Genomic DNA, 23761 nt, shown 5'->3' on the forward strand with positions numbered 1-23761 from the left:
CGACTATGAAACATATTTTATTGGCCTATTTATTTATTAGCTTATTGGTTGTTGCCATTATTAGTTTGCTGAGTTTTGGACATGGTGCAGGCTATGTCTATTTATACTGGCGTGAATGGCAAGTTCAATCCAATATTTGGTTTTTAGCATTATTGCTGGCACTACTGAGTTTGTTCGTGCAAATGCTTTGGTATGCGGTTAAACGCTATTTAAGTCGAGAGCAGCGTAAATCTGAAACAGTCTTTAGTTTTAATAAACTGCATCCCTATGAACAATTGGCTGTCATTTGGCTTTTAAATGCTGCGCAAGATCAAAAAAACTTTATTCAGCAAGCTTTTACTGAGTCTGGATTATTAAAAGGGGTGATTGATGCGCGTTTATATTGGATTCAGCAACAATATGAAACAGCATTAAATGCATTAACTCAGACCAATCCAATGGCTTTTGAACTCGCAGAATTGCAACGGATTGAAATTTATTTATCCCAACAAGAGGGTGAAAAGGCTTTAACGCATCTCGAATTTTTGAATCAACATGAATTATCGCCATGGTTGCAAAAAGTCAGCACTGCCTATGAGCAGCGTTTAACCACGCTATGGGGCATGTTTGCGTTGCAGTTTCCTTGGTTGTATTTGCGTTCGACACGTTATGGGCATTTAGATGAGCTGACAAAACAAGCTTGGTTGGAGCAATTATTATCTGCATTTGATCAAGCTGATGTCGATGACTTACAGCATTTAAAGCAGCGTTATTTGGATTTGCAAGATCAAATAACAGAGCGTAAATATGCGGTCAAAGTGTTGTGGTTAAAAGTCTTGTCTCGTATGCCAGAGATGAGTCAGGAACATGAGCAATTGGCTATTCATTTACTTGAACAGCAATTTAACAAAGAAGTGTTCTTTTTGTGGTTCCAGCAAAAAATGTTGAAGCAAAACCCTGACTATGTGGCTGTAGAACAGCAGATTCAACGTTGGGAAGAAAAGTATCCTGCACTACCTGTTTTTAGTTTTGCAAAATGGAATATTTACCAAGCGACAGAACGCCAAGCTGAGGCGGATGCATTATTAGAATTATATCCAGATGATGTATTAATGAGTTATTTACGTATCAAGTCAGCTTTAAATCAGCAGGAATATTTGACCAAACAATTAAATTTAATATTTGAAAATAATGCTAATTTTATGGAAATTCGAATATAAGGACATTATATGCAAGAAGATTTAGCTCAATATTCATTGGTTCATACTCAACACGTCGCTTGGGGGGATATGGATGCTTTTGGTCATGTAAATAACGTGCATTATTATCGTTATATGGAAAGTGCGCGGATTGGTTATTTAGATCAGTTGGATATATTTAATCAGTCTGTGATTACGGTTGTGGCTTCAAGCCAATGTAAATATTTAAGCCCCGTGGTTTATCCTGATATTTTAAAAGTGGCAACGCGCGTTGAAGAATTAAGAAATAGTGCATTTCGTATGAGTTATATATTATGGAGTGAACAGCAACAAAAAATCGTTGCAACAGGCGATGCGGTTATTGTGTGCGTGGATAAAATGACCCTGCAAAAAACCTCTATTCCAGAAAATATTAAAACCAAAATAAAAGCCTTAGAAAATTCAGTGGGAAATAATATTTAAATACAATTTAACTTTATATATTTTAAGGAGTCGTGTTAAAATATTGTAGTAAAATGAAAATTATTTATTGAATAAAAATTTTATTATAATATTATGAGCGAGTTTTCATAAGCATTATTAAAATGAAATTTCGGAGTTAAAGATTATGCCTGATATTAGTAATTTATCAGTTGAAGAGTTAAAGAAGCTTCAAGTAGAAGCTGAAGCACTGATTGCATCTAAAAAAGATCAAGCGATTGAAGATGCGTATAACCGTATTGTTGAAATTGCAGAAAATTTAGATTTAAGCGTTGAACAAATTCTTGAATTTGGTTTAAGCAAACGTAAAAAATCAACGCGTAAAGCGGTTGAGCCACGTTACCGTAGCAAAACCAATGCAGATGACACGTGGACTGGTCGTGGTAAACAACCACGTTGGTTAGTGGCTGAGTTAGAAAAAGGCGCGAAACTAGAAGACTTCTTAATTTAAGAACAATTCATGAAATCGTCATATCCTGAGTTCAGGATAATTAAACCAGGCAAATGCCTGGTTTTTTTATCTCTTTGAATTGGCTATGCAGAAAAAGTATGCATAATGTGTCTATAAAGAAAAATGTTTAAATGATGGAAAAAAATTGATGGATCGGTTGTGGTGGGATGATCAATAAAACTAATAATATTCGGTGGCTCATTTTTGCTGCGATCAGTTTTTTAATTTTCGTTATGCTGCAAGTGCCAGCAGCGTGGCTCATTACAAAGTTTTATAAAAATAACCAAATGCTACATAACGTCAGTGGCAATATTTGGCATGGGCAAGCAGATTGGACACGAGGAAATTTGAAAGGCTCGTTAAACTGGAACACACGCCCGTGGGACTTGATTTTATTACGCTTGGGTGCAAATGTTGAAATTCATAGTGGCAATACCAAACTGCAAGGTGTTATGGGGTATGGTTTTGGCAAAAGTATCAGCATCAAAAACTTAGAGGGTCAAATTGCCCCTGAAACTTTAAAAAGTTTTGCCGATTGGCAATGGCCAACGAATGCCATTCAATTAAAAGATGTGCAGTTTAAATATAAGCCACAACAGGGATTTAGTCAGTCATTAGGCGAGATGCAGTGGGCAGGTGGGGATTTATCCTTTAGCTTTGCACAGCGTCAAGAGTCAATGAATGTGCCTGCCATGTTAGCTCAATTAAAAGATGATAATGGCAAATTGTCGATTGATGTTCGAGATCAACGCGAACAAAAGATGATGAATTTATCACTTGAGCCAGACCTCATGTTGGATGTGCAATTAACCCAGCGCTTTTTGATGAATGTTGCTTCCTATGAAGGTAAGGCAGGATTAGATACGTATGTGATTAGTTCGCGTCAACCTCTATTGAGTGGGGTGAACTGATGGCTGACTATTTCGAAAAAATCCGCGAGATCAATTGGAAGCAAACAGATCGACTTGCACCTGTGGTCTTGGCTTTAATAATTTTGTACCTGTGCTGGAAGTTAGCCGCTTTATTTTGGTTATTGATTGCACCGCCACAAGCCATGCAGTTAGACCGAGTTGAATTGGGTTCACAGCAAACGCAAGTTCCTAATATTAGCTCTTTTGCCTTGTTTCAGGAAAACCGCAGTTCAGCAGCTGACGCGCAGTTAAATATGGTGTTACAAGGTGTGGTGGTTGGACAGCCAAGTCGCTACTCGTCGGCAGTGATTAAGGTCAATGAGAGTTCAGATCGCTACTTGGTTGGAGAAACCATTCAAGGTTCATCATATCAACTGGCTGAAGTTTATTGGGATAAGGTGATTTTAACGCAGGGTAATGGTGCACGGCGTGAATTAGCGTTCCAAGGTATTGAAAACGGATTAGATCAACCGATTGTCCCTACAGCCAATGCAACATCAGGCGGATCTTTGCAAAATAACAGCATGCAAAATGCAGCTAATCCTGCAAATTCAGGGCAAGGCACGACGCAGTCCGCGATTGGTCAGGCCGTACAACGCATGACAGAAAATCGTGAGCAATATCTGCAGGAAATGGGGGTGAATCCATCAGGTAATGGTGGGTTTGAGATTTCAAATCGAACACCTGCTGCCTTGAGAAATAAATTGGGTTTGCAACCGGGTGACCGCATTATGTCTTTAAATGGGCAGGCAGTCGGTGCAGGACAATCTGAGGCGCAATTATTAGAACAAGCCCGCCGTGAAGGGCAGGTGAAACTTGAAGTCAAACGTGGTGATCAAGTGATGACCATACAACAGGATTTTTAGTGATGTTTCATCACTTTATAGGGTTAGGAAACACAGGCGTATATGGCTTTATTTAATAATAACCGTTCAACTTTAGCTGCCTATGCCATGGTGCCCTTGGTTGCTATGGTCAGCACAGCAAGTTATGCACAAACATGGAAAATCAATTTACGTGATGCAGATCTTACGGCATTCATTAATGAAGTCGCAGATATTACGGGGAAAAATTTTGCAGTTGACCCACGGGTACGAGGAAATGTAACGGTTATTTCCAATAAGCCTTTAAATAAAAATGAAGTCTATGACCTGTTTCTCGGTGTATTGAATGTCAATGGCGTGGTGGCGATTCCATCGGGCAACACCATTAAACTGGTTCCAGACAGTAATGTAAAAAGCTCGGGCATTCCTTATGATGCGCGCCACCGTGCGTCTGGAGACCAAATTGTCACCCGAGTAATTTGGCTTGATAACACCAATGCCAACGACTTAATTCCAGCCCTACGTCCACTGATGCCGCAATTTGCACATTTGTCAGCAGTGGCGGGGACCAATGCGCTGATCGTCTCAGACCGTGCTAGTAATATTTACCAGCTCGAAACGATTATTCGTAATTTAGATGGAACGGGTCAAAATGATATCGAAGCCGTGACGCTGCAATCGAGTCAGGCCGAAGAAATGATTGGGCTGTTAGAGTCGATGAGTTCGACCGGCGCATCAAAAGACCCGAAAGGTTCACGAATTCGTATTATTGCGGACAATCGAACCAATCGTATTATCATTAAAGGTGATACAGCGACACGTAAGCGTATTCGTAAGATTATTGAGACCTTAGATGTGCCTGCTGCAGATCGATTGGGTGGATTGAAAGTTTTTCGTCTAAAGTATGCAAGTGCCAAAAACTTGTCAGAAATCTTACAAGGCTTGGTCACAGGGCAGGCCGTTTCGAGTACAAATTCATCGAATAGCTCAAATAGCAGCACGATGAACAGTTTAATGAATGATAGTAACAGTTCGAATTCACAGTCATTCAGTTCACAAAATAACACCAGTTCAGGTATTAACCTCAACAGTAATAACTCTTCCAATAATACGCAAAACGGTATCTCAAGCTTTAATGCCAATGGCGTGAGTATTATTGCTGATGCCACACAAAATGCACTGATTGTGAAAGCAGATCCGCAGCTCATGCGTGAAATTGAATCTGCGATTCAGCAGCTCGATATTCGTCGTCAGCAAGTGCTGATCGAAGCGGCGATTATTGAAGTTGAAGGCACGGATACCGATCAGCTCGGTGTGCAATGGGCGTTGGGAGATATCAGTAGTGGTATCGGCTTAATTAACTTTGATAACTTTGGTTCTAGTTTAAAAAATATTGCCGCAGGTTATTTAACTGGTGGTGCTGCGGGTGCGGGTAGCGCGGTGAGTGCGGGTACTTCTGTAGTTCTTGGTGATTATCGTGAAGGCAGTGATGGTTCGCGCAAACTCTATGGTGCGATGATTCAGGCCTTAAAAGAAAAGACCAAATCCAATTTATTATCTACACCGTCGATAGTGACGATGGACAACGAAGAAGCCTATATTGTGGTGGGTGAAAACGTTCCATTTGTGACAGGTTCGGTCACCACCAATGGTGGTACAGCCAATCCGTATACATCGATTGAGCGTAAAGATGTCGGTGTTACTTTGAAAGTTGTGCCGCATATTGGTGATGGCGGCTCGGTGCGTTTAGAGGTCGAGCAAGAAGTTTCTGATGTAAAAGACAATAAAGGTCAAGCGTCGGACTTAGTTACGACTAAACGTGCGATTAAAACCTCGATCTTGGCAGAGCATGGTCAAACGATTGTGTTGGGTGGTTTGATCTCGGACAATACATTGCATGGGCGTCAATCCGTTCCGGGGCTCGGGGCTATTCCTGTACTGGGCAAACTTTTTAGCTCGGAAGGAAAATCCAACAGTAAACGCAATTTGCTGATCTTTATTCATCCGACCATTGTTGGAAATTCTGCTGATGTGAAGAAAATGTCTCAGCAACGTTACAGTCAGCTCTATAGTCTGCAACTGGCACTGGATAATGACGGTAATTTTGCGAAATTACCTGAAAATGTGGACGATGTGTATCAGCAGCGCATACCTGTTTCAAAAGGTACAGCACCAGCCCCTGTGTATAAGACGGTACCTACAGCACCACAAACCACACAGCCAGCGGCAGTGGTCTCCACGCCAGTCGCCATTGAACCTGCAGTGAAGCGCCAAACCATAACCGTACCGAATGGCAAAGTGGCGGAAACTCCTTAGGTTAGACAGTAGGGTGGTTTAGCTTTGAAACCACTGCATGCTATGATGAAAAAAACGAGCAATAGAGAATTAACTTCATGACTTGGAAAATTCAAGCAATTTCTGGTGATTTAACAGGACAAGAAATTAGTATTGAGCGAGATATGTTGGTGGGTCGTCATCAACAAGCAGATATTGTTTTACAAGAATCTGATGTATCGCGTAAACATGCTGCCTTTGTACTGAAAGATCAGGCACTCTGGTTGCAAGATCTCAATTCATCCAATGGGACGTTTATTAATGATGTCCGTTTGACTGGTGAATCACTTTTAAAAGAAGGTGATATTGTACAGTTTGCCAGTGTGAAGTTTAGTTTATTGGCTCCAGCTAAAGCTGTTCAGATCCCAGCGGATATTGAACAAAGCGTTGAAGCGTTGCAAACAGAAGAAATTACACCTGTTCAGCAGCCGTCTGAAGCTGTTGCGGTTTCTGAAACTGCGGCACAAGAACCTGTTGTTAAAACGTCTGAAACTGAGACACAAGAGCCTATCGTTAAAACTGCAGCACAACAAATGAATGATCAAGGGATGCCAGAGTTGAAAGAGCGTGATGGTTCAGTTCAATTGACTCGTGATGGTATGCCGACCAATGTGGGTGTGCCTAAACCTGCGCCAATCCCTGAGGGAATTGACATTACTGCTGCTCCGAAAAATGAAGCATGTGATGTAGAAATTCCAGCGACATGTGTAGAGCAAGAGCGTGAAGCGCAAAAAAATGCCTCTGTAGGCTTAATCTCAGTCATTGTTTTAATCATTCTTGCAATTATTGCATGGGTGTTGTTTAAATAAACCGAGACATTCCTCAAAAGGCATGCATGGGCATGCCTTTTTTATGGGGAAAATTTACAAAAAAATAGAGGGATATTATGTTTGAAGTTCGTTTAGCAGAACGCCAAATGATTTTATTTGATCTGGATGGAACGCTAGTCGATTCAGCATCTGACTTACATCGTGCGATGAATATGAGTCTAAATGCGTTGCAATTACCTTTGGTCACAGAAGAGCAGGTGCGAAACTGGATTGGGAAAGGGACTTCATTATTTTGTCATAGCGTACTTGAATACTTGACCGGAAAGGTGGATGCCGCACAGCACCATCTTTTACTGGAAACTTTTCTAAAGATTTACAATGCCGATCCTTGTGTCTTGACGCAGCCCTTTGACGGCATTCTATCGTTCTTGGATTGGGCAAAAGCAGAGCAGAAAATTCTGATTTGTGTAACCAATAAACCAGAGCAACCGGCACGCAGTATTGTGCAAGCACTGGGTATGCATGATTACTTTGATGATGTGATAGGCGGAGATCGTTTTGAAGAGCGGAAACCACATCCCAAGCAGCTAGAGTATTGTGCGGAACATTATGCCTTACCAAAACAGCAAATTTTGATGGTGGGTGATTCTGTCAATGATGTAGAGGCAGCACGTCGTGCTGGTATTGATTGTATTGTGGTCAGCTATGGCTATAATCATGGTGAAAATATTCGAGATTGTCAGCCGCAGCATGTGGTCGATAACTTAAAAGAATTATTGGGTTGAAATAATTAGGGTTAAGGAAGTGAAAATGAGCAAGTGTGTAGGTTTTCGATGGCGTCACTCAATCAGCATGAGAAGAAATTAACTGAAATTGACCACGCGAAATATAGAGAAACCGAGATGACTACACAAACTCAATTTGAACAACTGAAATCTGCTGGATATAACTTGATTCCAGTCTATCGTCAGCGCTTGGCAGATACAGAAACTCCGCTGTCTGTCTTTGCGCGATTAAAACAACATAAACAAGCCTATTTATTTGAATCTGTAGAGGGTGGCGAAAACTGGGCACGTTACTCCATTATTGGTTTGGGTGAGTCCACCGTATTTTCGTGTAATGAAGGGCAGTTGACCGTTCAACATGTTGATGGTTCGATTGAAAAACAACAATGTGCAGACCCATTTCAATACATCCGTGACTTCCAAGCACAATATAAAGTCCCTACACAGCAAGATTTACCAGCGTTACCGAGCTTTACCGGCGGATTAGTTGGATACTTTGGTTATGACGCTGTGCGTTATATCGAACCGAAGCTCAATAACGTTCCAGAAGCTGACCCAGTCGGGATTCCAGATATTTGGATGATGCTGTCTAAAACCGTCATCGTCTTTGATAACCTCAAAGATACCTTATTCTTAATTGTGCATGCCGATGTAAATGATGCCGAGGCCTATACCCAAGCGCAGCAACAATTGGATGAGCTGGAAGAACTTTTGGCAACACCGATTGCACTTAAAGCAAATAAGCATACTGCACCACAGTTTGAATCCATCACTGGGCACGACAACTTTATTGACTCTATTGCAAAAGTAAAAGAGTACATTAAAGCTGGTGATGTGATGCAAGTTGTCCCAGGTCATCGTATGGTATCCGATTTTGATGGTGAGCCTTTGCAGGTCTATCGTGCACTACGTCACCTCAATCCATCTCCATATTTGTTCTTGGTGCAAGGGCAAACACTTGAGAATGACATTCCCTTTCATATCGTCGGTTCATCACCTGAAATTTTGTCCCGCCTAGAAAATGGTGTAGCAACAGTTCGTCCTTTGGCGGGAACGCGACCACGGGGTAAAACCAAAGAAGAAGATTTAGCGCTCGAAAAAGATTTGCTATCTGATGAAAAAGAAATTGCAGAGCATTTGATGTTGATCGATTTGGGTCGAAATGATGTCGGACGCGTTTCTAAAATCGGTAAAGTTCACGTGACTGATCAAATGGTGATCGAGCGTTATTCGCATGTCATGCACATTGTGTCAAATGTACAAGGTGAAGTGCGTGATGATGTCGATGCTTTGGATGTTTTTAAGGCAACATTCCCTGCGGGCACGCTTTCAGGCGCACCAAAAATCCGTGCTATGGAAATTATTGACGAAGTTGAACCAGTAAAACGTGGAATTTTTGGTGGTGCTGTTGGTTATTTAGGCTGGCATGGCGAAATGGACATGTCGATTGCGATTCGTACCTGTGTCATTCGAGAAAATAAGGTTTATGTTCAAGCTGGGGCAGGGGTAGTTTATGACTCAAATCCTGAATCAGAGTGGAATGAAACCCAAATAAAAGCTCGCGCAGTGATCAAAGCGGTTGAATTATCATCAAATGGATTGATTTTATGAGTTTTTCACGTTTTTTTTAGAAAAAACACTTGCAAGGATTTCAAGATTTGCTAAACTGCACACCGTTCCGATACGAAACGTACGAAACACTAAGAAATGCCGGCATAGCTCAGTTGGTAGAGCAACTGACTTGTAATCAGTAGGTCCACAGTTCGAATCCGTGTGCCGGCACCATCTTAGAAAGTTTGAGAGTGAGTAGAAAGAACGACACTGAAGTAAGTGTAAAATGGTGAGGTTCCCGAGCGGTCAAAGGGGGCGGACTGTAACTCCGCTACGAAAGTTTCGAAGGTTCGAATCCTTCCCTCACCACCAATTTTAAGACTTCAATAAGTGGTTTGTACCAACATCGTGCGGGAGTAGCTCAGTTGGTAGAGCGGTAGCCTTCCAAGCTACATGTCGCGAGTTCGACCCTCGTCTCCCGCTCCATATCTATTGAAGTGCTTATATTTGCTCTTATAGCTCAGTGGTAGAGCACTCCCTTGGTAAGGGAGAGGTCTCGAGTTCAAATCTCGATAAGAGCTCCAGATTTTACAGTTTAGCAACTTTAAATGTTGCACAAGATTCCAGAAGCAGGCTTTTTAGTCTGCTTTTCAAGTATTGGGTGTTTATTTTTTTAGGCGATATGTCGGAGCTGGGTTTTACTCAGAATTGTGTTCGACGTAAACGAGGAAGAAAAGCATGGCTAAGGCTAAGTTTGAACGTAATAAGCCACACGTTAACGTGGGCACAATCGGTCACGTTGACCATGGTAAAACGACTTTAACAGCTGCGATTGCAACTGTATGTGCAAAAAAATTCGGTGGTGAAGCGAAAGATTACGCTGCAATCGACTCTGCACCAGAAGAAAAAGCACGTGGTATTACAATTAATACTTCACACGTAGAATACGATTCTCCAATCCGTCACTACGCTCACGTAGACTGCCCAGGTCACGCCGATTATGTTAAAAACATGATTACTGGTGCTGCGCAAATGGATGGTGCGATCCTTGTATGTGCTGCGACTGACGGTCCAATGCCACAAACTCGTGAACACATCCTTCTTTCTCGTCAGGTAGGTGTACCTTACATCGTTGTATTCTTAAACAAATGCGACCTTGTTGACGATGAAGAGCTTCTTGAATTAGTAGAAATGGAAGTTCGTGAACTTCTTTCTACTTATGACTTCCCAGGCGACGACACTCCAGTAATCCGTGGTTCTGCTCTTGCAGCGCTTAATGGTGAAGCTGGTCAATACGGCGAAGACGCTGTAGTTGCTCTTGTTGAAGCTCTTGACTCTTACATCCCAGAGCCAGAACGTGCTATCGACCTTGCATTCCTTATGCCAATCGAAGACGTATTCTCAATTTCAGGTCGTGGTACAGTAGTAACTGGCCGTGTTGAAACTGGTATCGTGAAAGTAGGCGAAGAAGTTGAAATCGTTGGTATTAAAGATACAGTTAAAACAACTGTAACTGGCGTAGAAATGTTCCGTAAACTTCTTGACGAAGGTCGTGCGGGCGAGAACTGTGGTGTTCTTCTACGTGGTACTAAACGTGAAGACGTTCAACGTGGTCAAGTACTTGCTAAACCAGGTACAATCAAACCGCATACTAAATTCGACGCAGAAGTATACGTACTTTCTAAAGACGAAGGTGGTCGTCATACTCCATTCCTTAACGGTTACCGTCCACAGTTCTACTTCCGTACAACTGACGTAACTGGTGCGATCGCGCTTAAAGAAGGCGTAGAAATGGTTATGCCTGGTGACAATGTAGAAATGTCAGTAGAATTAATCCACCCAATCGCAATGGACGCTGGCTTACGCTTCGCGATCCGTGAAGGTGGTCGTACAGTTGGTGCGGGTGTTGTTTCTAAAGTAACTGCATAATATAATACAGTTATCTTTGTACAGATCGAGAGTTTCGACTCTCGATTTGCTCTGCAGGTCAGTAGTTCAATTGGTAGAGCGTCGGTCTCCAAAACCGAATGTTGGGGGTTCGAGTCCCTCCTGGCCTGCCAAATTTTTTTAAAAAGAAGCTTGATGCTGGCTCAACTGGTCATATAATAAGTCGCGAATCCTACGACGAGTACAAAAATGTCGAATGATAAATCGCGTGACGCATTAAGCGACGCGCCAATTCCTCAAAGAAATAATCCTGCTGAAGTTGTTAATTCTGGTTCCCCTTTAGACTATGTTCTGTGGGTTATCGCGTTGATTTTACTCGGTAGTTCTATGATGGTGAATCAACATTTGCCAGCATACTGGGCACCAGCGAATGATGTCTGGGTCCGTGTTGGGGTAATTTTGGCTTGTATCATCGTGGCTTTAGGTTTATTATACGCCACCCATCAAGGCAAAGGCTTTGTTCGATTGTTGAAAGATGCTCGAATTGAGTTACGTCGAGTGACTTGGCCAACCAAGCAAGAGACCATGACCACATCTTGGCAGGTACTTGCGGTAGTCTTAGTGGCATCTATTTTATTATGGTGCTTTGACTATGCTTTGAGCTGGTTAATGAAGTTTATTATCGGGTAAGAGAGCTATGAAACGTTGGTACATTATTCATGCCTATTCAGGCTATGAAAAACAAGTGTTACGCTCACTTAATGATCGAATCCAGCGTAGCGCTGTAGCCGATAGCTTTGGTGAAGTCCTTGTCCCTACTGAAGAAGTAGTGGAAATGAAGGATGGTAAGAAACGTAAATCTGAGCGTAAATTCTTTCCAGGCTATGTATTAGTCGAGATGGAAATGAATGATGAAACTTGGCACATTGTTAAAGAATGTCCAAAAGTATTAGGTTTCATTGGTGGTACTGCAGAAAAACCTGCACCAATTACGCAAAAAGAAGCTGATGCGATTCTTGCACGTGTACGCAATACTGGCGAAGCACCTCGTCCTAAGACGATGTTTGAACCAGGTGAAGAATTACTCGTAATTGACGGTCCATTCACCGATTTTAAAGGCGTGGTGGAAGAAGTTCTATACGATAAGTCACGTTTAACGTTGACGATTAATGTATTTAATCGACCAACTCAGGTTGAGCTGGAATTTCGCCAAGTCGAAAAATCGGTTTAATTTAACTTGGTTGATAAACGCCCGATTTGTTATGAGTCGGGCATTGTTGTTGTAACGGTATCGTTACTTATATGTATGGGGAGCCTAGCGGCGTTAGTACCCAGAGGTAATTGAAATGGCTAAGAAGATTGACGGCTATATCAAGCTGCAAGTTCCAGCTGGTAAAGCAAATCCATCTCCACCGATTGGTCCTGCACTAGGTCAACGTGGTGTTAACATCATGGCATTCTGTAAAGAATTCAATGCTGCGACACAAAAAGTTGAAGCTGGTCTTCCAATTCCAGTAGTGATCACTGTGTACAACGACAAGTCGTTCACATTCATCATGAAAACTCCTCCTGCTGCGATTCTTCTTAAGAAAGCTGCGGGCATCCAAAAGGGTTCAGCTGTACCTAACAAAACTAAAGTTGGTAAGTTGACTCGCGCTCAATTAGAAGAAATTGCGACTACTAAAGAACCAGATCTTACTGGTGCTGATTTAGACGCACGTGTACGTACCATTGCTGGTTCTGCGCGTTCTATGGGCTTGGAAGTGGAGCTATAAGACATGGCTAAATTAACTAAACGTCAAAAAGCCATTGTTGCTGCTGTTGAAGCTAACAAAGTTTACACTTTGGAAGAAGCAGTTGCAGTTCTTAACGGCCTTCCAGCAGTAAAATTCAAAGAATCTTTGGATGTTGCTGTAAACCTAGGTGTTGATCCTCGTAAATCTGACCAAGTTGTTCGTGGCGCGACTACACTTCCTGCAGGTACTGGTAAAACTGTACGTGTAGCTGTGTTTGCTCAAGGCGCTGCTGCTGAAGCTGCTAAAGCTGAAGGCGCGGACGTTGTTGGTTTTGATGACCTTGCTGAAAGCATCCAAGCGGGTAACCTTGACTTTGATGTAGTAATTGCAGCTCCGGATGCAATGCGCGTTGTTGGTAAGTTAGGTACGATTCTTGGTCCACGTGGCTTAATGCCAAACCCTAAAGTGGGTACTGTAACTCCTGACGTAGCTTCTGCTGTTAAAAACGCGAAAGCTGGTCAAGCACGTTACCGTGTAGACAAAGCGGGTATTATCCACGCTGCGATCGGTCAAGTAGGTTTCACTGCTGAAGCTGTTCGTTCAAACGTTGAAGCTCTTGTAGCTGACCTTAAGAAAGCAAAACCTGCTACTTCTAAAGGTGTTTACATCCAAAAGATCACTTTAAGCTCAACTATGGGTCCTGGTCTTGTTGTTGATGTAGCAAACGTTTCTAAATAAGTTTCGACTTATTACAGAATTTTAAAGCCCTGAGTAAAAATCAAAGCGCTGCTTTGATTTTTACGCAAGAAAAGATATTTGCTTCACTCGAAGCATAGTTTCTCGTCTTGCGGGTCGGCAAAGCGGTACTTTGCTGATCGCCCCTCAGGCAAACTTTGAATTGATAAATTTAGATTTATCAGCGTCAAAGACCTCAGGCGAGGGGAGTTTTATGCTTTCTTCTTAATAGCCCAGCCTGAGTAGACGCGGTGGTGTGATTTGTTCCTCCTCCGCGTGTTGGTTCAGTGATGAGCTAACGAATTGGGAGTGCATCTGTATAGGTGCATAAATCACCGTTAGGAGGTTTTACAATGGCTCTTCTTATCGAAGGCAAAAAACAGATCGTAGCTGAAGTAACTGAAGTTGCTTCTACTGCGTATGCTGCTGTTGTTGCTGACTATCAAGGTTTAACTGTTGAGCAATTAACTGCTCTACGTGTTGAAGCTCGTAAACTAGGTGTTGCTACTCGCGTAGTTCGTAACACTTTGGCTAAACGTGCTCTTCAAGATACTCAATTCAATATCTTGAGCGACAACCTTGTTGGCCCAACAATCTTAGCTTTCTCAACTTCTGAAGACGACATGGGCGCAGCTGCTCGTTTGTTCGAAGAATTTGCTAAAACTAATAAAGCATTTGAACTTAAAGCTGCTGCATTTGACGGTAAAGTTTATCAAGGTGCTGAAGTTAGCGTTATCGCGAACCTTCCAAACCAAGAGAAAGCGCTTACTATGCTTGCAAACGTTCTTCAAGCTCCTATTTCGAAATTGGGTCGCCTTATTACAGCGCTCAAAGAGAAAAACGAGTCAGAAGCTGCTTAAGCTTAAATCAATTTACACACCATTCAATACCCATTTGGAGTTACTCTCATGGCTTTAACAAACGAAGAAATCTTAAACGCAGTTGCTGAAAAAACTGTTCTTGAACTTGTTGAACTTATTTCTGCTTTCGAAGAAAAATTCAACGTATCTGCTGCTGCTGTAGCAGTTGCTGCTGCTCCTGGCGCTGCTGGTGCTGCTGCTGAAGAACAATCAGAATTCAACGTTGAGTTGACTTCTTTCGGTGCTAACAAAGTTGCTGTAATTAAAGCAGTTCGTGAAGCTACTGGCCTTGGTCTTAAAGAAGCTAAAGATCTTGTTGAAAGCGCTCCTTCAGTTCTTAAAGAAGGCGTTTCTAAAGAAGAAGGCGAAGAACTTAAGAAAAAACTTGAAGAAGCTGGTGCTACAGTTACACTTAAGTAATCTTAAGGGGAGTCGATTTTTTTATAATCGGCTCCAAAAAATGGCTGGTGGCCCTTGGGTCATCAGCCTTTTTGCGTTACAATTATCGGCTCGATTTTTGTTTGCATGATATAAAAATCATACAAATTAAAAATAATTTATAAAACCAAACGCTTACCAATATTTTTCAGTAAAAAAATATTGTTAAGCGTTTTAATACCACTAAAAATTGCAGCATTTGTGAAAGTGGTGGCCATATCGGCCTGCGTAATTCCTTCTAAGTTCGTTCTGCAGGCGGACTTAGTTTACTTTCCGAGGACTCCAGATGGCATACTCATATACCGAAAAGAAACGGATCCGTAAGAATTTTGGTAAATTGCCCAAGGTAATGGATGTTCCGTACTTGCTCGCGATTCAAGTCGACTCGTACCGAACTTTCCTTCAAGACGGCAAAACTCCAAAAAACCGCGAAGATATCGGTCTCCAAGCCGCATTTCGTTCAGTTTTTCCTATTGAAAGTTATTCTGGCAATGCTGCTTTAGAATTTGTTGAGTATAGTCTTGGTAAGCCTGAATTTGATGTGCGCGAATGTATTCTTCGTGGCTCAACTTATGCGGCGCCAATGCGTGTAAAAATTCGTCTGATCATTAAAGATCGCGAAACTAAAACAATCAAAGATGTGCGTGAGCAAGAAGTCTACATGGGTGAAATGCCACTTATGACAGACAATGGTACCTTTGTAATCAATGGTACTGAGCGTGTAATCGTATCTCAATTACACCGTTCACCAGGTGTATTCTTTGACCACGATAAAGGCAAAACTCACTCTAGCGGTAAAGTTCTTTATTCTGCTCGTATCATTCCTTACCGTGGTTCATGGCTAGACTTTGAATTCGATGCAAAAGATCTTGTATATGTTCGTATTGACCGTCGTCGTAAATTACTTGCGACTGTTGTGCTTCGTGCCTTGGGTTATAACAACGAACAAATCCTAGACATGTTCTACGAAAAAGTACCTGTATATCTTGATATGGGTAGCTATCAAATTGACTTGGTTCCAGAACGTCTACGTGGCGAAATGGCACAGTTTGATATCGTGGGTACAGACGGTAAAACAATTGTTGAACAAGGTAAACGTATTAACGCGCGCCATGTTCGTCAAATGGAAGCAGCAGGTCTTGAAAAACTTTCTGTTCCTGATGAATACCTATATGAACGTATTGTTGCTGAAGATGTAACGTTACGTGATGGCGAAGTTGTTGCGGCAAATACCGTGCTTAGCCATGAAATTATGGTGAAATTGGCTGAAGGCGGCGTTAAACAATTCAACGTACTTTATACCAATGATATCGACCGTGGTCCATTCATTGCGGATTCTTTACGTGCAGATACTACAACTGGTCGTGAAGAAGCACTTGTAGAAATCTACAAAGTGATGCGTCCAGGTGAGCCACCAACAAAAGAAGCTGCTGAAAACTTATTCAACAACTTGTTCTTCTCTTCTGAACGTTATGATTTATCACCAGTAGGTCGTATGAAGTTCAACCGTCGTTTGGGTCGTCCTTACGAAGTGGGTACGGATCAGAAGTCTCGTGAAGTTGAAGGTATTCTTTCGAACGAAGACATCACTGATGTATTGAAAACATTAGTTGAAATCCGTAACGGTAAAGGTGAAGTCGACGATATCGATCACTTGGGTAACCGTCGTGTTCGTTCTGTTGGTGAAATGACAGAAAACCAATTCCGTGTTGGTCTAGTTCGTGTTGAACGTGCTGTTAAAGAACGTTTATCTCAAGCTGAAACTGATAACTTGTCTCCGCAAGATTTAATCAATGCGAAACCAGTCGCTGCTGCTATCAAAGAATTCTTTGGTTCAAGCCAGTTGTCTCAGTTCATGGACCAAAACAACCCGTTGTCTGAAATTACACACAAACGTCGTGTATCAGCATTGGGCCCAGGTGGTTTGACTCGTGAGCGTGCGGGCTTCGAAGTACGTGACGTACATCAAACTCACTACGGTCGTGTATGTCCAATTGAGACTCCTGAAGGTCCAAACATTGGTTTGATCAACTCACTTTCTGTTTATGCGAAATGTAATAACTTCGGTTTCTTGGAAACTCCATACCGTAAAGTTGTTGATGGTCGTGTAACGGATGACGTTGAATACCTTTCTGCGATTGAAGAAGTAGGTACTGTAATTGCACAGGCCGATTCTGGTATCGATAAAGACGGTAACTTAACTGAAGAATTCGTATCTGTACGTCACCAAGGTGAATTCGTACGTATTCCACCAGAAAAAGTAACGCATATGGATGTATCTGCTCAGCAGGTTGTATCTGTAGCAGCATCACTTATTCCATTCCTTGAACACGATGATGCCAACCGTGCATTGATGGGTTCAAACATGCAGCGTCAGGCTGTTCCTACTTTACGTGCTGACAAACCGCTTGTTGGTACAGGTATGGAAGCAAACGTAGCGCATGACTCGGGTGTTTGTGTACTTGCGAAACGTGGTGGTCGTATTGAGTTCGTTGATGCTTCTCGTGTCGTTATTCGTGTAAACGAAGAAGAGATGGTGGCAGGCGAAGCAGGTGTAGATATCTACAACCTGATCAAATACACCCGTTCGAACCAAAATACATGTATCAACCAAAACGTTGTTGTACGTTTAGGTGACAAAGTTGCACGTGGTGACGTTCTTGCTGATGGTCCATCAACAGATGGCGGTGAATTGGCATTGGGTCAAAACATGCGTGTAGCGTTCATGACTTGGAACGGTTACAACTACGAAGACTCGATCTTACTTTCAGAGCGTGTACTTCAAGAAGATCGTTTAACGTCTATCCACATCCAAGAGCTTTCATGTGTTGCACGTGATACCAAATTGGGTGCTGAAGAAATTACAGCGGATATCCCGAATGTGGGTGAAGCTGCACTTTCTAAATTGGATGAATCAGGTATCGTTTATATCGGTGCTGAAGTTACTGCGGGTGACATTCTTGTCGGTAAAGTAACGCCTAAAGGTGAAACGCAGTTAACTCCGGAAGAAAAATTGCTTCGTGCAATCTTCGGTGAAAAAGCGGCTGACGTAAAAGACTCTTCATTACGCGTATCTTCATCTGTGAAAGGTACTGTAATTGACGTTCAAGTATTTACACGTGACGGTCTTGAAAAAGACGAACGTGCTCAAGCAATTGAGAAAGCACAACTTGATGCTTACCGTAAAGACTTGAAAGAAGAATACAAAATCTTCGAAGAAGCGGCTCGTGAACGTATTGTTCGTCTATTGAAAGGTCAAGAATCTAACGGTGGCGGTACAACTAAACGCGGTGACAAATTAACTGAAGAGTTATTGTCTGGTCTTGAGTTGGTTGATCTTATTGAAATCCAACCAGTCGACGAAGCGATTGCTGAACGTTTAACTCAAATTCAAGTGTTCTTGAAAGAGAAGAGCCTTGAAATTGACGAGAAATTTGCAGAGAAAAAACGCAAACTTTCTACAGGCGATGAACTGACAACTGGCGTATTGAAAGTTGTTAAAGTTTACTTGGCTGTAAAACGTCGCATCCAACCGGGTGATAAAATGGCGGGTCGTCACGGTAACAAAGGTGTTGTATCAAACATCTTGCCTGTAGAAGACATGCCACACGATGCAAACGGTGTTCCAGTTGATGTTGTACTTAACCCACTGGGTGTACCATCACGTATGAACGTGGGTCAGATTCTTGAAACTCACTTAGGTATGGCAGCTAAAGGTCTTGGCGATCAAATCGACAAGATGATGAAAGAGCAACGTACTGTACTTGAGCTTCGTGATTTCTTAGACAAGATTTACAACAAAGTTGGTGGCGAACAAGAAGATCTTGATAGCTTGACTGATGAAGAAATCTTGGTGCTTTCAGGTAACTTGCGTAAAGGTGTTCCTTTAGCAACACCAGTATTTGATGGTGCTGAAGAATCACAAATTAAAGAATTGTTAGAACTTGGTGGCATTTCACGTACTGGTCAAACAGTATTGTATGATGGTCGTACAGGTGAACGTTTTGACCGTCCAGTAACTGTAGGTTACATGTACATGTTGAAACTGAACCACTTGGTTGACGACAAGATGCATGCGCGTTCTACTGGTTCTTACTCTCTAGTAACTCAACAGCCGCTTGGTGGTAAAGCACAATTCGGTGGTCAGCGTTTCGGTGAGATGGAAGTATGGGCACTCGAAGCTTACGGTGCAGCATACACACTTCAAGAAATGCTTACTGTGAAGTCGGATGACGTTGAAGGTCGTACCCGTATCTATAAGAACATTGTAGATGGTAACCATTACATGGACCCAGGTATGCCTGAATCGTTCAACGTATTGACCAAAGAGATCCGTTCTTTAGGTATCAACATTGAACTGAAAAATGGTGACTAATTAGCTCCATTGAATCTCCCTTGCGAAGCAGTGCTTCTCACCTCTTTAATCAAGAGGGGCAAGGGGGATTTCTCAGTTAAAAAACAATATTTGTGACCCAGTTGTGAAGTGAAAATCTCCACAACACACGGAGAAAAAAATTGAAAGACTTGCTCGATATCATGCGCAAAAAGACGGATTCAGACGGTCATGCTCCTGTAGAGTTTGATCGCATCCGTATTGGTCTTGCGTCACCAGAAATGATTAAGTCGTGGTCTCATGGTGAAGTTAAAAAGCCTGAAACCATTAACTACCGTACGTTCAAACCTGAACGTGATGGTTTATTCTGTGCCAAAATCTTTGGTCCAGTAAAAGATTACGAATGCTTGTGTGGTAAATACAAGCGTATGAAATACAAGGGCGTCATTTGTGAAAAATGTGGCGTTGAAGTAACAACTGCAAAAGTACGTCGTGAGCGTATGGGTCATATTGACCTTGCTTCTCCAGTTGCGCATATTTGGTTCTTAAAATCACTTCCTAGCCGTATTGGTCTGCTTTTAGACATGACTTTACGTGATATCGAACGTGTATTGTATTTCGAATCATACGTTGTAACTGACCCAGGTATGACTCCACTTGAGAAATACCAACTTCTAAACGATGAAGAATACTTCACTGCTTTAGAAGAACACGGTGATGAATTCACTGCGAAAATGGGTGCAGAAGCAGTTCAAGATTTGTTGAAAGACATCGATCTTGAAGCTGAAATTTCACGTCTTCGTGAAGAAATTCCAAATACAACTTCAGAAACGAAGCTTAAAAAAGCCTCTAAACGTCTGAAATTGATGGAAGCGTTCAAAGAGTCGAACAACAAACCAGAATGGATGGTGATGAATGTACTTCCAGTACTTCCACCTGATCTTCGTCCGTTGGTCCCTCTAGAAGGTGGTCGTTTTGCGACTTCTGACTTGAACGATCTTTACCGTCGTGTAATCAACCGTAACAACCGTTTAAAACGTCTTCTAGACCTTGCAGCACCAGACATTATTGTACGTAACGAAAAACGTATGTTACAAGAGTCTGTAGATGCATTGCTTGATAACGGTCGTCGTGGTCGTGCAATTACTGGTTCGAACAAACGTCCTCTTAAATCTTTGGCAGACATGATCAAAGGTAAACAAGGTCGTTTCCGTCAAAACTTATTGGGTAAACGTGTCGATTACTCTGGTCGTTCGGTAATTACTGTAGGTCCGACTTTACGTCTTCACCAATGTGGTCTTCCGAAAAAAATGGCGCTTGAATTATTCAAACCATTCATTTTCGCGAAACTACAAGCATCTGGCCAAGCGACAACCATTAAAGCTGCGAAGAAAATGGTTGAGCGTGAAACTCCAGAAGTTTGGGACGTACTTGCTCACGTAATTCGTCAACACCCGGTGATGTTAAACCGTGCGCCTACACTTCACCGTTTGGGTCTTCAAGCATTTGAACCAACCCTGATTGAAGGTAAAGCGATCCGTCTTCACCCGTTAGTTTGTGCGGCATTTAACGCCGACTTCGACGGTGACCAAATGGCGGTACACGTACCATTAACACTTGAAGCTCAGTTAGAAGCTCGTGCGTTAATGATGTCAACAAACAACATTCTTTCTCCTGCGAACGGTGAGCCAATCATCGTACCTTCTCAGGACGTTGTCTTAGGCTTGTACTACATCACTCGTGATGCGATCAATGCCAAAGGTGAAGGTATGGTGTTTGCGGATACTGACGAAGTAAACCGTGCACTTGCAACAGGTCAAGTTGATTTACACGCTCGCGTAAAAGCACGTGTACACCAAACAGTCATTGACGAAAATGGTAACCGTGAACAACAAACCATTGTTGTAGACACAACTCCAGGTCGTTGTTTACTTTGGGAAGTTGTACCTGAAGGTATGGATTTCCAACAAATCAACGTTGAGATGACGAAAAAGAACATCTCTAAATTGATCAACTCTTGCTACCGTAAATTAGGTCTTAAAGATACTGTTATCTTCGCTGACCAATTGATGTACTTGGGCTTCCGTCAAGCGACTCACTCAGGTGTGTCTGTTGGTATGGAAGACATGTTGATTCCGCCACAAAAACAAGCAATTATCGAAAAAGCTGAAGTTGAAGTTCGCGAAATTGAACAACAATTCGAGCAAGGTTTCGTAACTGCCGGCGAACGTTATAACAAAGTTGTCGATATTTGGGCACGTACAAACGACCAAGTAGCGAAAGCGATGATGGACAACTTGTCTTTCACAACTGTTAAAAACAAACAGGGTGAAGACGAGAAACAAAAATCATTCAACTCGATCTACATGATGTCTGACTCAGGTGCCCGTGGTTCGGCAGCTCAGATTCGTCAGTTAGCGGGTATGCGTGGTTTGATGGCGAAACCAGATGGTTCGATCATTGAAACACCAATTAAAGCGAACTTCCGTGAAGGTTTGACCGTACTTCAGTACTTCATTTCAACACACGGTGCACGTAAAGGTTTGGCCGATACTGCATTGAAAACTGCGAACTCAGGTTACTTGACTCGTCGTTTGGTTGACGTTGCACAAGACTTGGTAATTACTGAGCCAGATTGTGGTACTTTCGACGGTCTTGTAATGACTCCGTTCATTCAAGGTGGCGATGTCATCGAGAACTTAGGTACTCGAGTATTGGGTCGTGTACTTGCTGAAGATGCGAAGAAACCAGGTTCGGATGATGTGATTCTTCCACGTAATACTTTAATCGACGAAAAACTTGCAAACTACTTAGAAGAGCAAGGTGTCGATGAAGTGAAAGTACGTTCAGTTGTAAACTGTGAATCTACTTTCGGTGTATGTGCGAAATGTTACGGTCGTGACCTTGCTCGCGGTCACTTGGTGAATCCAGGTGAATCTGTGGGTGTAATGGCTGCTCAATCAATTGGTGAGCCAGGTACACAGTTAACAATGCGTACGTTCCACGTAGGTGGTGCTGCGAGCCGAACTTCTGCTGCTAACAGCGTACAAGTTCGTAACAAAGGTACAGTACGTTTCCACAATGTGAAAACAGTACAACACGCTAAAGGTCACTTGGTATCAACTTCACGTTCAGGTGAAATCGGTATCGCAGATGACATCGGTCGTGAACGCGAACGTTACAAAATTCCATACGGTGCTTCAATCATCATTAAAGATGGCGAAGCTGTGGAAGCTGGCGGTATCGTAGCGACTTGGGATCCGCATACACATCCACTTGTTACCGAAGTTGCAGGTAAAGTGCGTTTCAGCCAAATCGCTGATGGCGTAACTGTGACATCGAAAACTGATGATGCAACAGGTATGACGACTATTGAGGTACTTCCAGTAACTTCACGTCCAGCATCTGGTAAAGATATGCGTCCAGCTGTTGTATTGGATACAACAGATGGCGGCGAACAGTTCTACTTCCTACCACAAAACACGATTCTGACTGTGCGCGATGGCGAAACAATTGGTGTCGGTGATGTTATTGGTCGTGTGCCACAAGAATCTTCACGTACTCGTGATATTACCGGTGGTCTTCCACGCGTAGCTGACTTGTTCGAAGCACGTAAACCGAAAGAACACGCGATCCTTGCTGAAATTTCAGGTATCGTAAGCTTCGGTAAAGAGACCAAAGGTAAGAACCGTCTTGTGATTACTCCGGATGATGGCTCTGAAATTTACGAAGAGCTAATTCCGAAATGGCGTACGATTAACGTGTTCGAAGGCGAACATGTAAACCGTGGTGAAACCATTTCTGATGGTCCGCAAAATCCACACGACATCTTACGTTTGAAAGGCGAAGTTGCACTGACAAATTACATCGTGAACGAAGTTCAGGACGTATACCGTCTGCAAGGTGTAAAAATCAACGACAAGCACATTGAAGTGATCGTACGTCAAATGCTTCGTAAAGTTGAAATCACTGACGGTGGTGATACAAGCTTCATCAAAGGCGAGCAAGTGGAATACATCCGCGTTGTTCAAGAAAACCAAGCTGTGGCAGCTCAGAACAAGTTCCCAGCGAAGTTTGAACGTCAATTGATGGGTATTACCAAAGCGTCGCTTTCTACTGACTCGTTCATTTCTGCTGCATCGTTCCAGGAAACAACTCGTGTGTTAACTGAAGCTGCTGTAACAGGTAAAGAAGATGAATTACGTGGTCTGAAAGAAAACGTGGTTGTAGGCCGTCTGATCCCAGCGGGTACAGGTTTGGCATACCACTTAGAACGTCGTCGTCAAGAGTCTGAAGCTGCAGAGCTTGAGCTTCACAATGACTTCTCTGATGTAGATCAAGCGTTAAGCCAAGCATTTAGCGATGAATTTAACGGTCTTTAATTAGCCCTTAAATCATTCCAAAAAAGCCACCTTCGGGTGGCTTTTTTTATGTGGATGAATTGAAAATTAAAGCTTTCCTAATATTGAAATATTTCCTATAGTAAAA

The 23761-nt window shown here is 42.4% G+C and carries 18 protein-coding genes and 5 tRNA genes; all 23 read left to right on the plus strand.

What is annotated here, in order from left to right; all coding sequences use genetic code 11:
* The first annotated feature begins 5 nt into the window (after window positions 1–5).
* The 23 genes from MST16_RS01385 (at window position 6) to rpoC (ending at window position 23655) form a co-directional block, all read left to right on the plus strand.
* Entirely contained in the window at window positions 6–1199 is a 1194-nt protein-coding gene (locus MST16_RS01385; protein WP_180007025.1) for a heme biosynthesis protein HemY, read from the plus strand.
* 9 nt (window positions 1200–1208) lie between these two features.
* Window positions 1209–1640: a thioesterase family protein gene (locus MST16_RS01390; protein WP_180012122.1), complete on the plus strand. Its 432-nt coding sequence runs from the start codon at window positions 1209–1211 to the stop codon at window positions 1638–1640.
* Window positions 1641–1782: 142 nt separating this feature from the next.
* The gene (locus tag MST16_RS01395) at window positions 1783–2109 is read left to right on the plus strand and encodes an H-NS family nucleoid-associated regulatory protein (protein WP_180007248.1); all 327 of its coding nucleotides are present in this window, start codon (window positions 1783–1785) and stop codon (window positions 2107–2109) included.
* A gap of 167 nt (window positions 2110–2276) precedes the next feature.
* Window positions 2277–3020 carry a type II secretion system protein N gene (gene gspN, locus MST16_RS01400; protein ID WP_180012120.1) on the plus strand — a complete coding sequence of 248 codons (744 nt, stop codon included), beginning with the start codon at window positions 2277–2279 and terminating at the stop codon, window positions 3018–3020.
* On the plus strand, window positions 3020–3886 hold the full coding sequence (locus tag MST16_RS01405) for a type II secretion system protein N (RefSeq protein ID WP_180012118.1): 867 nt from the start codon (window positions 3020–3022) through the stop codon (window positions 3884–3886). The genes gspN and MST16_RS01405 overlap by 1 nt, the downstream gene beginning before the upstream one ends.
* A 42-nt stretch (window positions 3887–3928) precedes the next feature.
* Window positions 3929–6160 carry a type II secretion system secretin GspD gene (gene gspD, locus MST16_RS01410; RefSeq protein ID WP_180002842.1) on the plus strand — a complete coding sequence of 744 codons (2232 nt, stop codon included), beginning with the start codon at window positions 3929–3931 and terminating at the stop codon, window positions 6158–6160.
* Between the two features lie 77 nt (window positions 6161–6237).
* A complete protein-coding gene (locus MST16_RS01415; RefSeq protein WP_180012116.1) occupies window positions 6238–6987 on the plus strand; it encodes an FHA domain-containing protein in 750 nt (249 codons plus the stop codon).
* Window positions 6988–7064: 77 nt separating this feature from the next.
* Entirely contained in the window at window positions 7065–7733 is a 669-nt protein-coding gene (locus tag MST16_RS01420) for a phosphoglycolate phosphatase (protein WP_180002846.1), read from the plus strand.
* Window positions 7734–7850: 117 nt separating this feature from the next.
* Window positions 7851–9344 (plus strand): anthranilate synthase component I, encoded by a 1494-nt coding sequence (gene trpE, locus MST16_RS01425; protein ID WP_168379029.1) that lies wholly within the window; start codon window positions 7851–7853, stop codon window positions 9342–9344.
* Window positions 9345–9442: 98 nt separating this feature from the next.
* Window positions 9443–9518: transfer RNA gene (locus MST16_RS01430), tRNA-Thr, on the plus strand.
* 54 nt (window positions 9519–9572) lie between these two features.
* Window positions 9573–9656, plus strand: a tRNA-Tyr gene (locus MST16_RS01435).
* Between the two features lie 38 nt (window positions 9657–9694).
* A tRNA-Gly gene (locus MST16_RS01440) sits at window positions 9695–9770 on the plus strand.
* Window positions 9771–9793: 23 nt separating this feature from the next.
* Window positions 9794–9868: transfer RNA gene (locus MST16_RS01445), tRNA-Thr, on the plus strand.
* A 154-nt stretch (window positions 9869–10022) separates the two neighbouring features.
* On the plus strand, window positions 10023–11213 hold the full coding sequence (gene tuf, locus MST16_RS01450; protein WP_078190047.1) for an elongation factor Tu: 1191 nt from the start codon (window positions 10023–10025) through the stop codon (window positions 11211–11213).
* A gap of 55 nt (window positions 11214–11268) precedes the next feature.
* A tRNA-Trp gene (locus MST16_RS01455) sits at window positions 11269–11344 on the plus strand.
* Between the two features lie 76 nt (window positions 11345–11420).
* Window positions 11421–11861 carry a preprotein translocase subunit SecE gene (secE, locus tag MST16_RS01460; protein WP_078189832.1) on the plus strand — a complete coding sequence of 147 codons (441 nt, stop codon included), beginning with the start codon at window positions 11421–11423 and terminating at the stop codon, window positions 11859–11861.
* Between the two features lie 7 nt (window positions 11862–11868).
* Window positions 11869–12402, plus strand: a complete 534-nt coding sequence (nusG, locus tag MST16_RS01465) for a transcription termination/antitermination protein NusG (RefSeq protein WP_078189831.1) — start codon at window positions 11869–11871, stop codon at window positions 12400–12402.
* A 115-nt stretch (window positions 12403–12517) separates the two neighbouring features.
* Window positions 12518–12946: a 50S ribosomal protein L11 gene (gene rplK / locus MST16_RS01470; protein ID WP_004868049.1), complete on the plus strand. Its 429-nt coding sequence runs from the start codon at window positions 12518–12520 to the stop codon at window positions 12944–12946.
* Between the two features lie 3 nt (window positions 12947–12949).
* Window positions 12950–13645 carry a 50S ribosomal protein L1 gene (rplA, locus tag MST16_RS01475; protein ID WP_078189830.1) on the plus strand — a complete coding sequence of 232 codons (696 nt, stop codon included), beginning with the start codon at window positions 12950–12952 and terminating at the stop codon, window positions 13643–13645.
* Between the two features lie 350 nt (window positions 13646–13995).
* The gene (gene rplJ / locus MST16_RS01480) at window positions 13996–14502 is read left to right on the plus strand and encodes a 50S ribosomal protein L10 (protein WP_111885844.1); all 507 of its coding nucleotides are present in this window, start codon (window positions 13996–13998) and stop codon (window positions 14500–14502) included.
* Window positions 14503–14550: 48 nt separating this feature from the next.
* Complete coding sequence (gene rplL / locus MST16_RS01485) at window positions 14551–14922, plus strand: 50S ribosomal protein L7/L12 (RefSeq protein ID WP_078189828.1); 372 nt, start codon at window positions 14551–14553, stop codon at window positions 14920–14922.
* A 304-nt stretch (window positions 14923–15226) separates the two neighbouring features.
* Window positions 15227–19315, plus strand: coding sequence for a DNA-directed RNA polymerase subunit beta (gene rpoB, locus MST16_RS01490; RefSeq protein WP_180002850.1), 4089 nt, complete (start codon window positions 15227–15229; stop codon window positions 19313–19315).
* A gap of 140 nt (window positions 19316–19455) precedes the next feature.
* Window positions 19456–23655 (plus strand): DNA-directed RNA polymerase subunit beta', encoded by a 4200-nt coding sequence (rpoC, locus tag MST16_RS01495; protein ID WP_078192842.1) that lies wholly within the window; start codon window positions 19456–19458, stop codon window positions 23653–23655.
* Window positions 23656–23761 lie beyond the last annotated feature (106 nt).

The organism is Acinetobacter sp. YH16040_T, assembly GCF_024605785.1.
GTDB lineage: Bacteria > Pseudomonadota > Gammaproteobacteria > Pseudomonadales > Moraxellaceae > Acinetobacter > Acinetobacter amyesii.

Coding starts and splice junctions, on each gene's coding strand:
- MST16_RS01385 (WP_180007025.1), top strand. CDS start 6: ATGAAACATATTTTATTGGCCTATTTATTTATTAGCTTATTGGTTGTT.
- MST16_RS01390 (WP_180012122.1), top strand. CDS start 1,209: ATGCAAGAAGATTTAGCTCAATATTCATTGGTTCATACTCAACACGTC.
- gspN (WP_180012120.1), top strand. CDS start 2,277: ATGATCAATAAAACTAATAATATTCGGTGGCTCATTTTTGCTGCGATC.
- MST16_RS01405 (WP_180012118.1), top strand. CDS start 3,020: ATGGCTGACTATTTCGAAAAAATCCGCGAGATCAATTGGAAGCAAACA.
- gspD (WP_180002842.1), top strand. CDS start 3,929: ATGGCTTTATTTAATAATAACCGTTCAACTTTAGCTGCCTATGCCATG.
- MST16_RS01415 (WP_180012116.1), top strand. CDS start 6,238: ATGACTTGGAAAATTCAAGCAATTTCTGGTGATTTAACAGGACAAGAA.
- MST16_RS01420 (WP_180002846.1), top strand. CDS start 7,065: ATGTTTGAAGTTCGTTTAGCAGAACGCCAAATGATTTTATTTGATCTG.
- trpE (WP_168379029.1), top strand. CDS start 7,851: ATGACTACACAAACTCAATTTGAACAACTGAAATCTGCTGGATATAAC.
- tuf (WP_078190047.1), top strand. CDS start 10,023: ATGGCTAAGGCTAAGTTTGAACGTAATAAGCCACACGTTAACGTGGGC.
- secE (WP_078189832.1), top strand. CDS start 11,421: ATGTCGAATGATAAATCGCGTGACGCATTAAGCGACGCGCCAATTCCT.
- nusG (WP_078189831.1), top strand. CDS start 11,869: ATGAAACGTTGGTACATTATTCATGCCTATTCAGGCTATGAAAAACAA.
- rplK (WP_004868049.1), top strand. CDS start 12,518: ATGGCTAAGAAGATTGACGGCTATATCAAGCTGCAAGTTCCAGCTGGT.
- rplA (WP_078189830.1), top strand. CDS start 12,950: ATGGCTAAATTAACTAAACGTCAAAAAGCCATTGTTGCTGCTGTTGAA.
- rplJ (WP_111885844.1), top strand. CDS start 13,996: ATGGCTCTTCTTATCGAAGGCAAAAAACAGATCGTAGCTGAAGTAACT.
- rplL (WP_078189828.1), top strand. CDS start 14,551: ATGGCTTTAACAAACGAAGAAATCTTAAACGCAGTTGCTGAAAAAACT.
- rpoB (WP_180002850.1), top strand. CDS start 15,227: ATGGCATACTCATATACCGAAAAGAAACGGATCCGTAAGAATTTTGGT.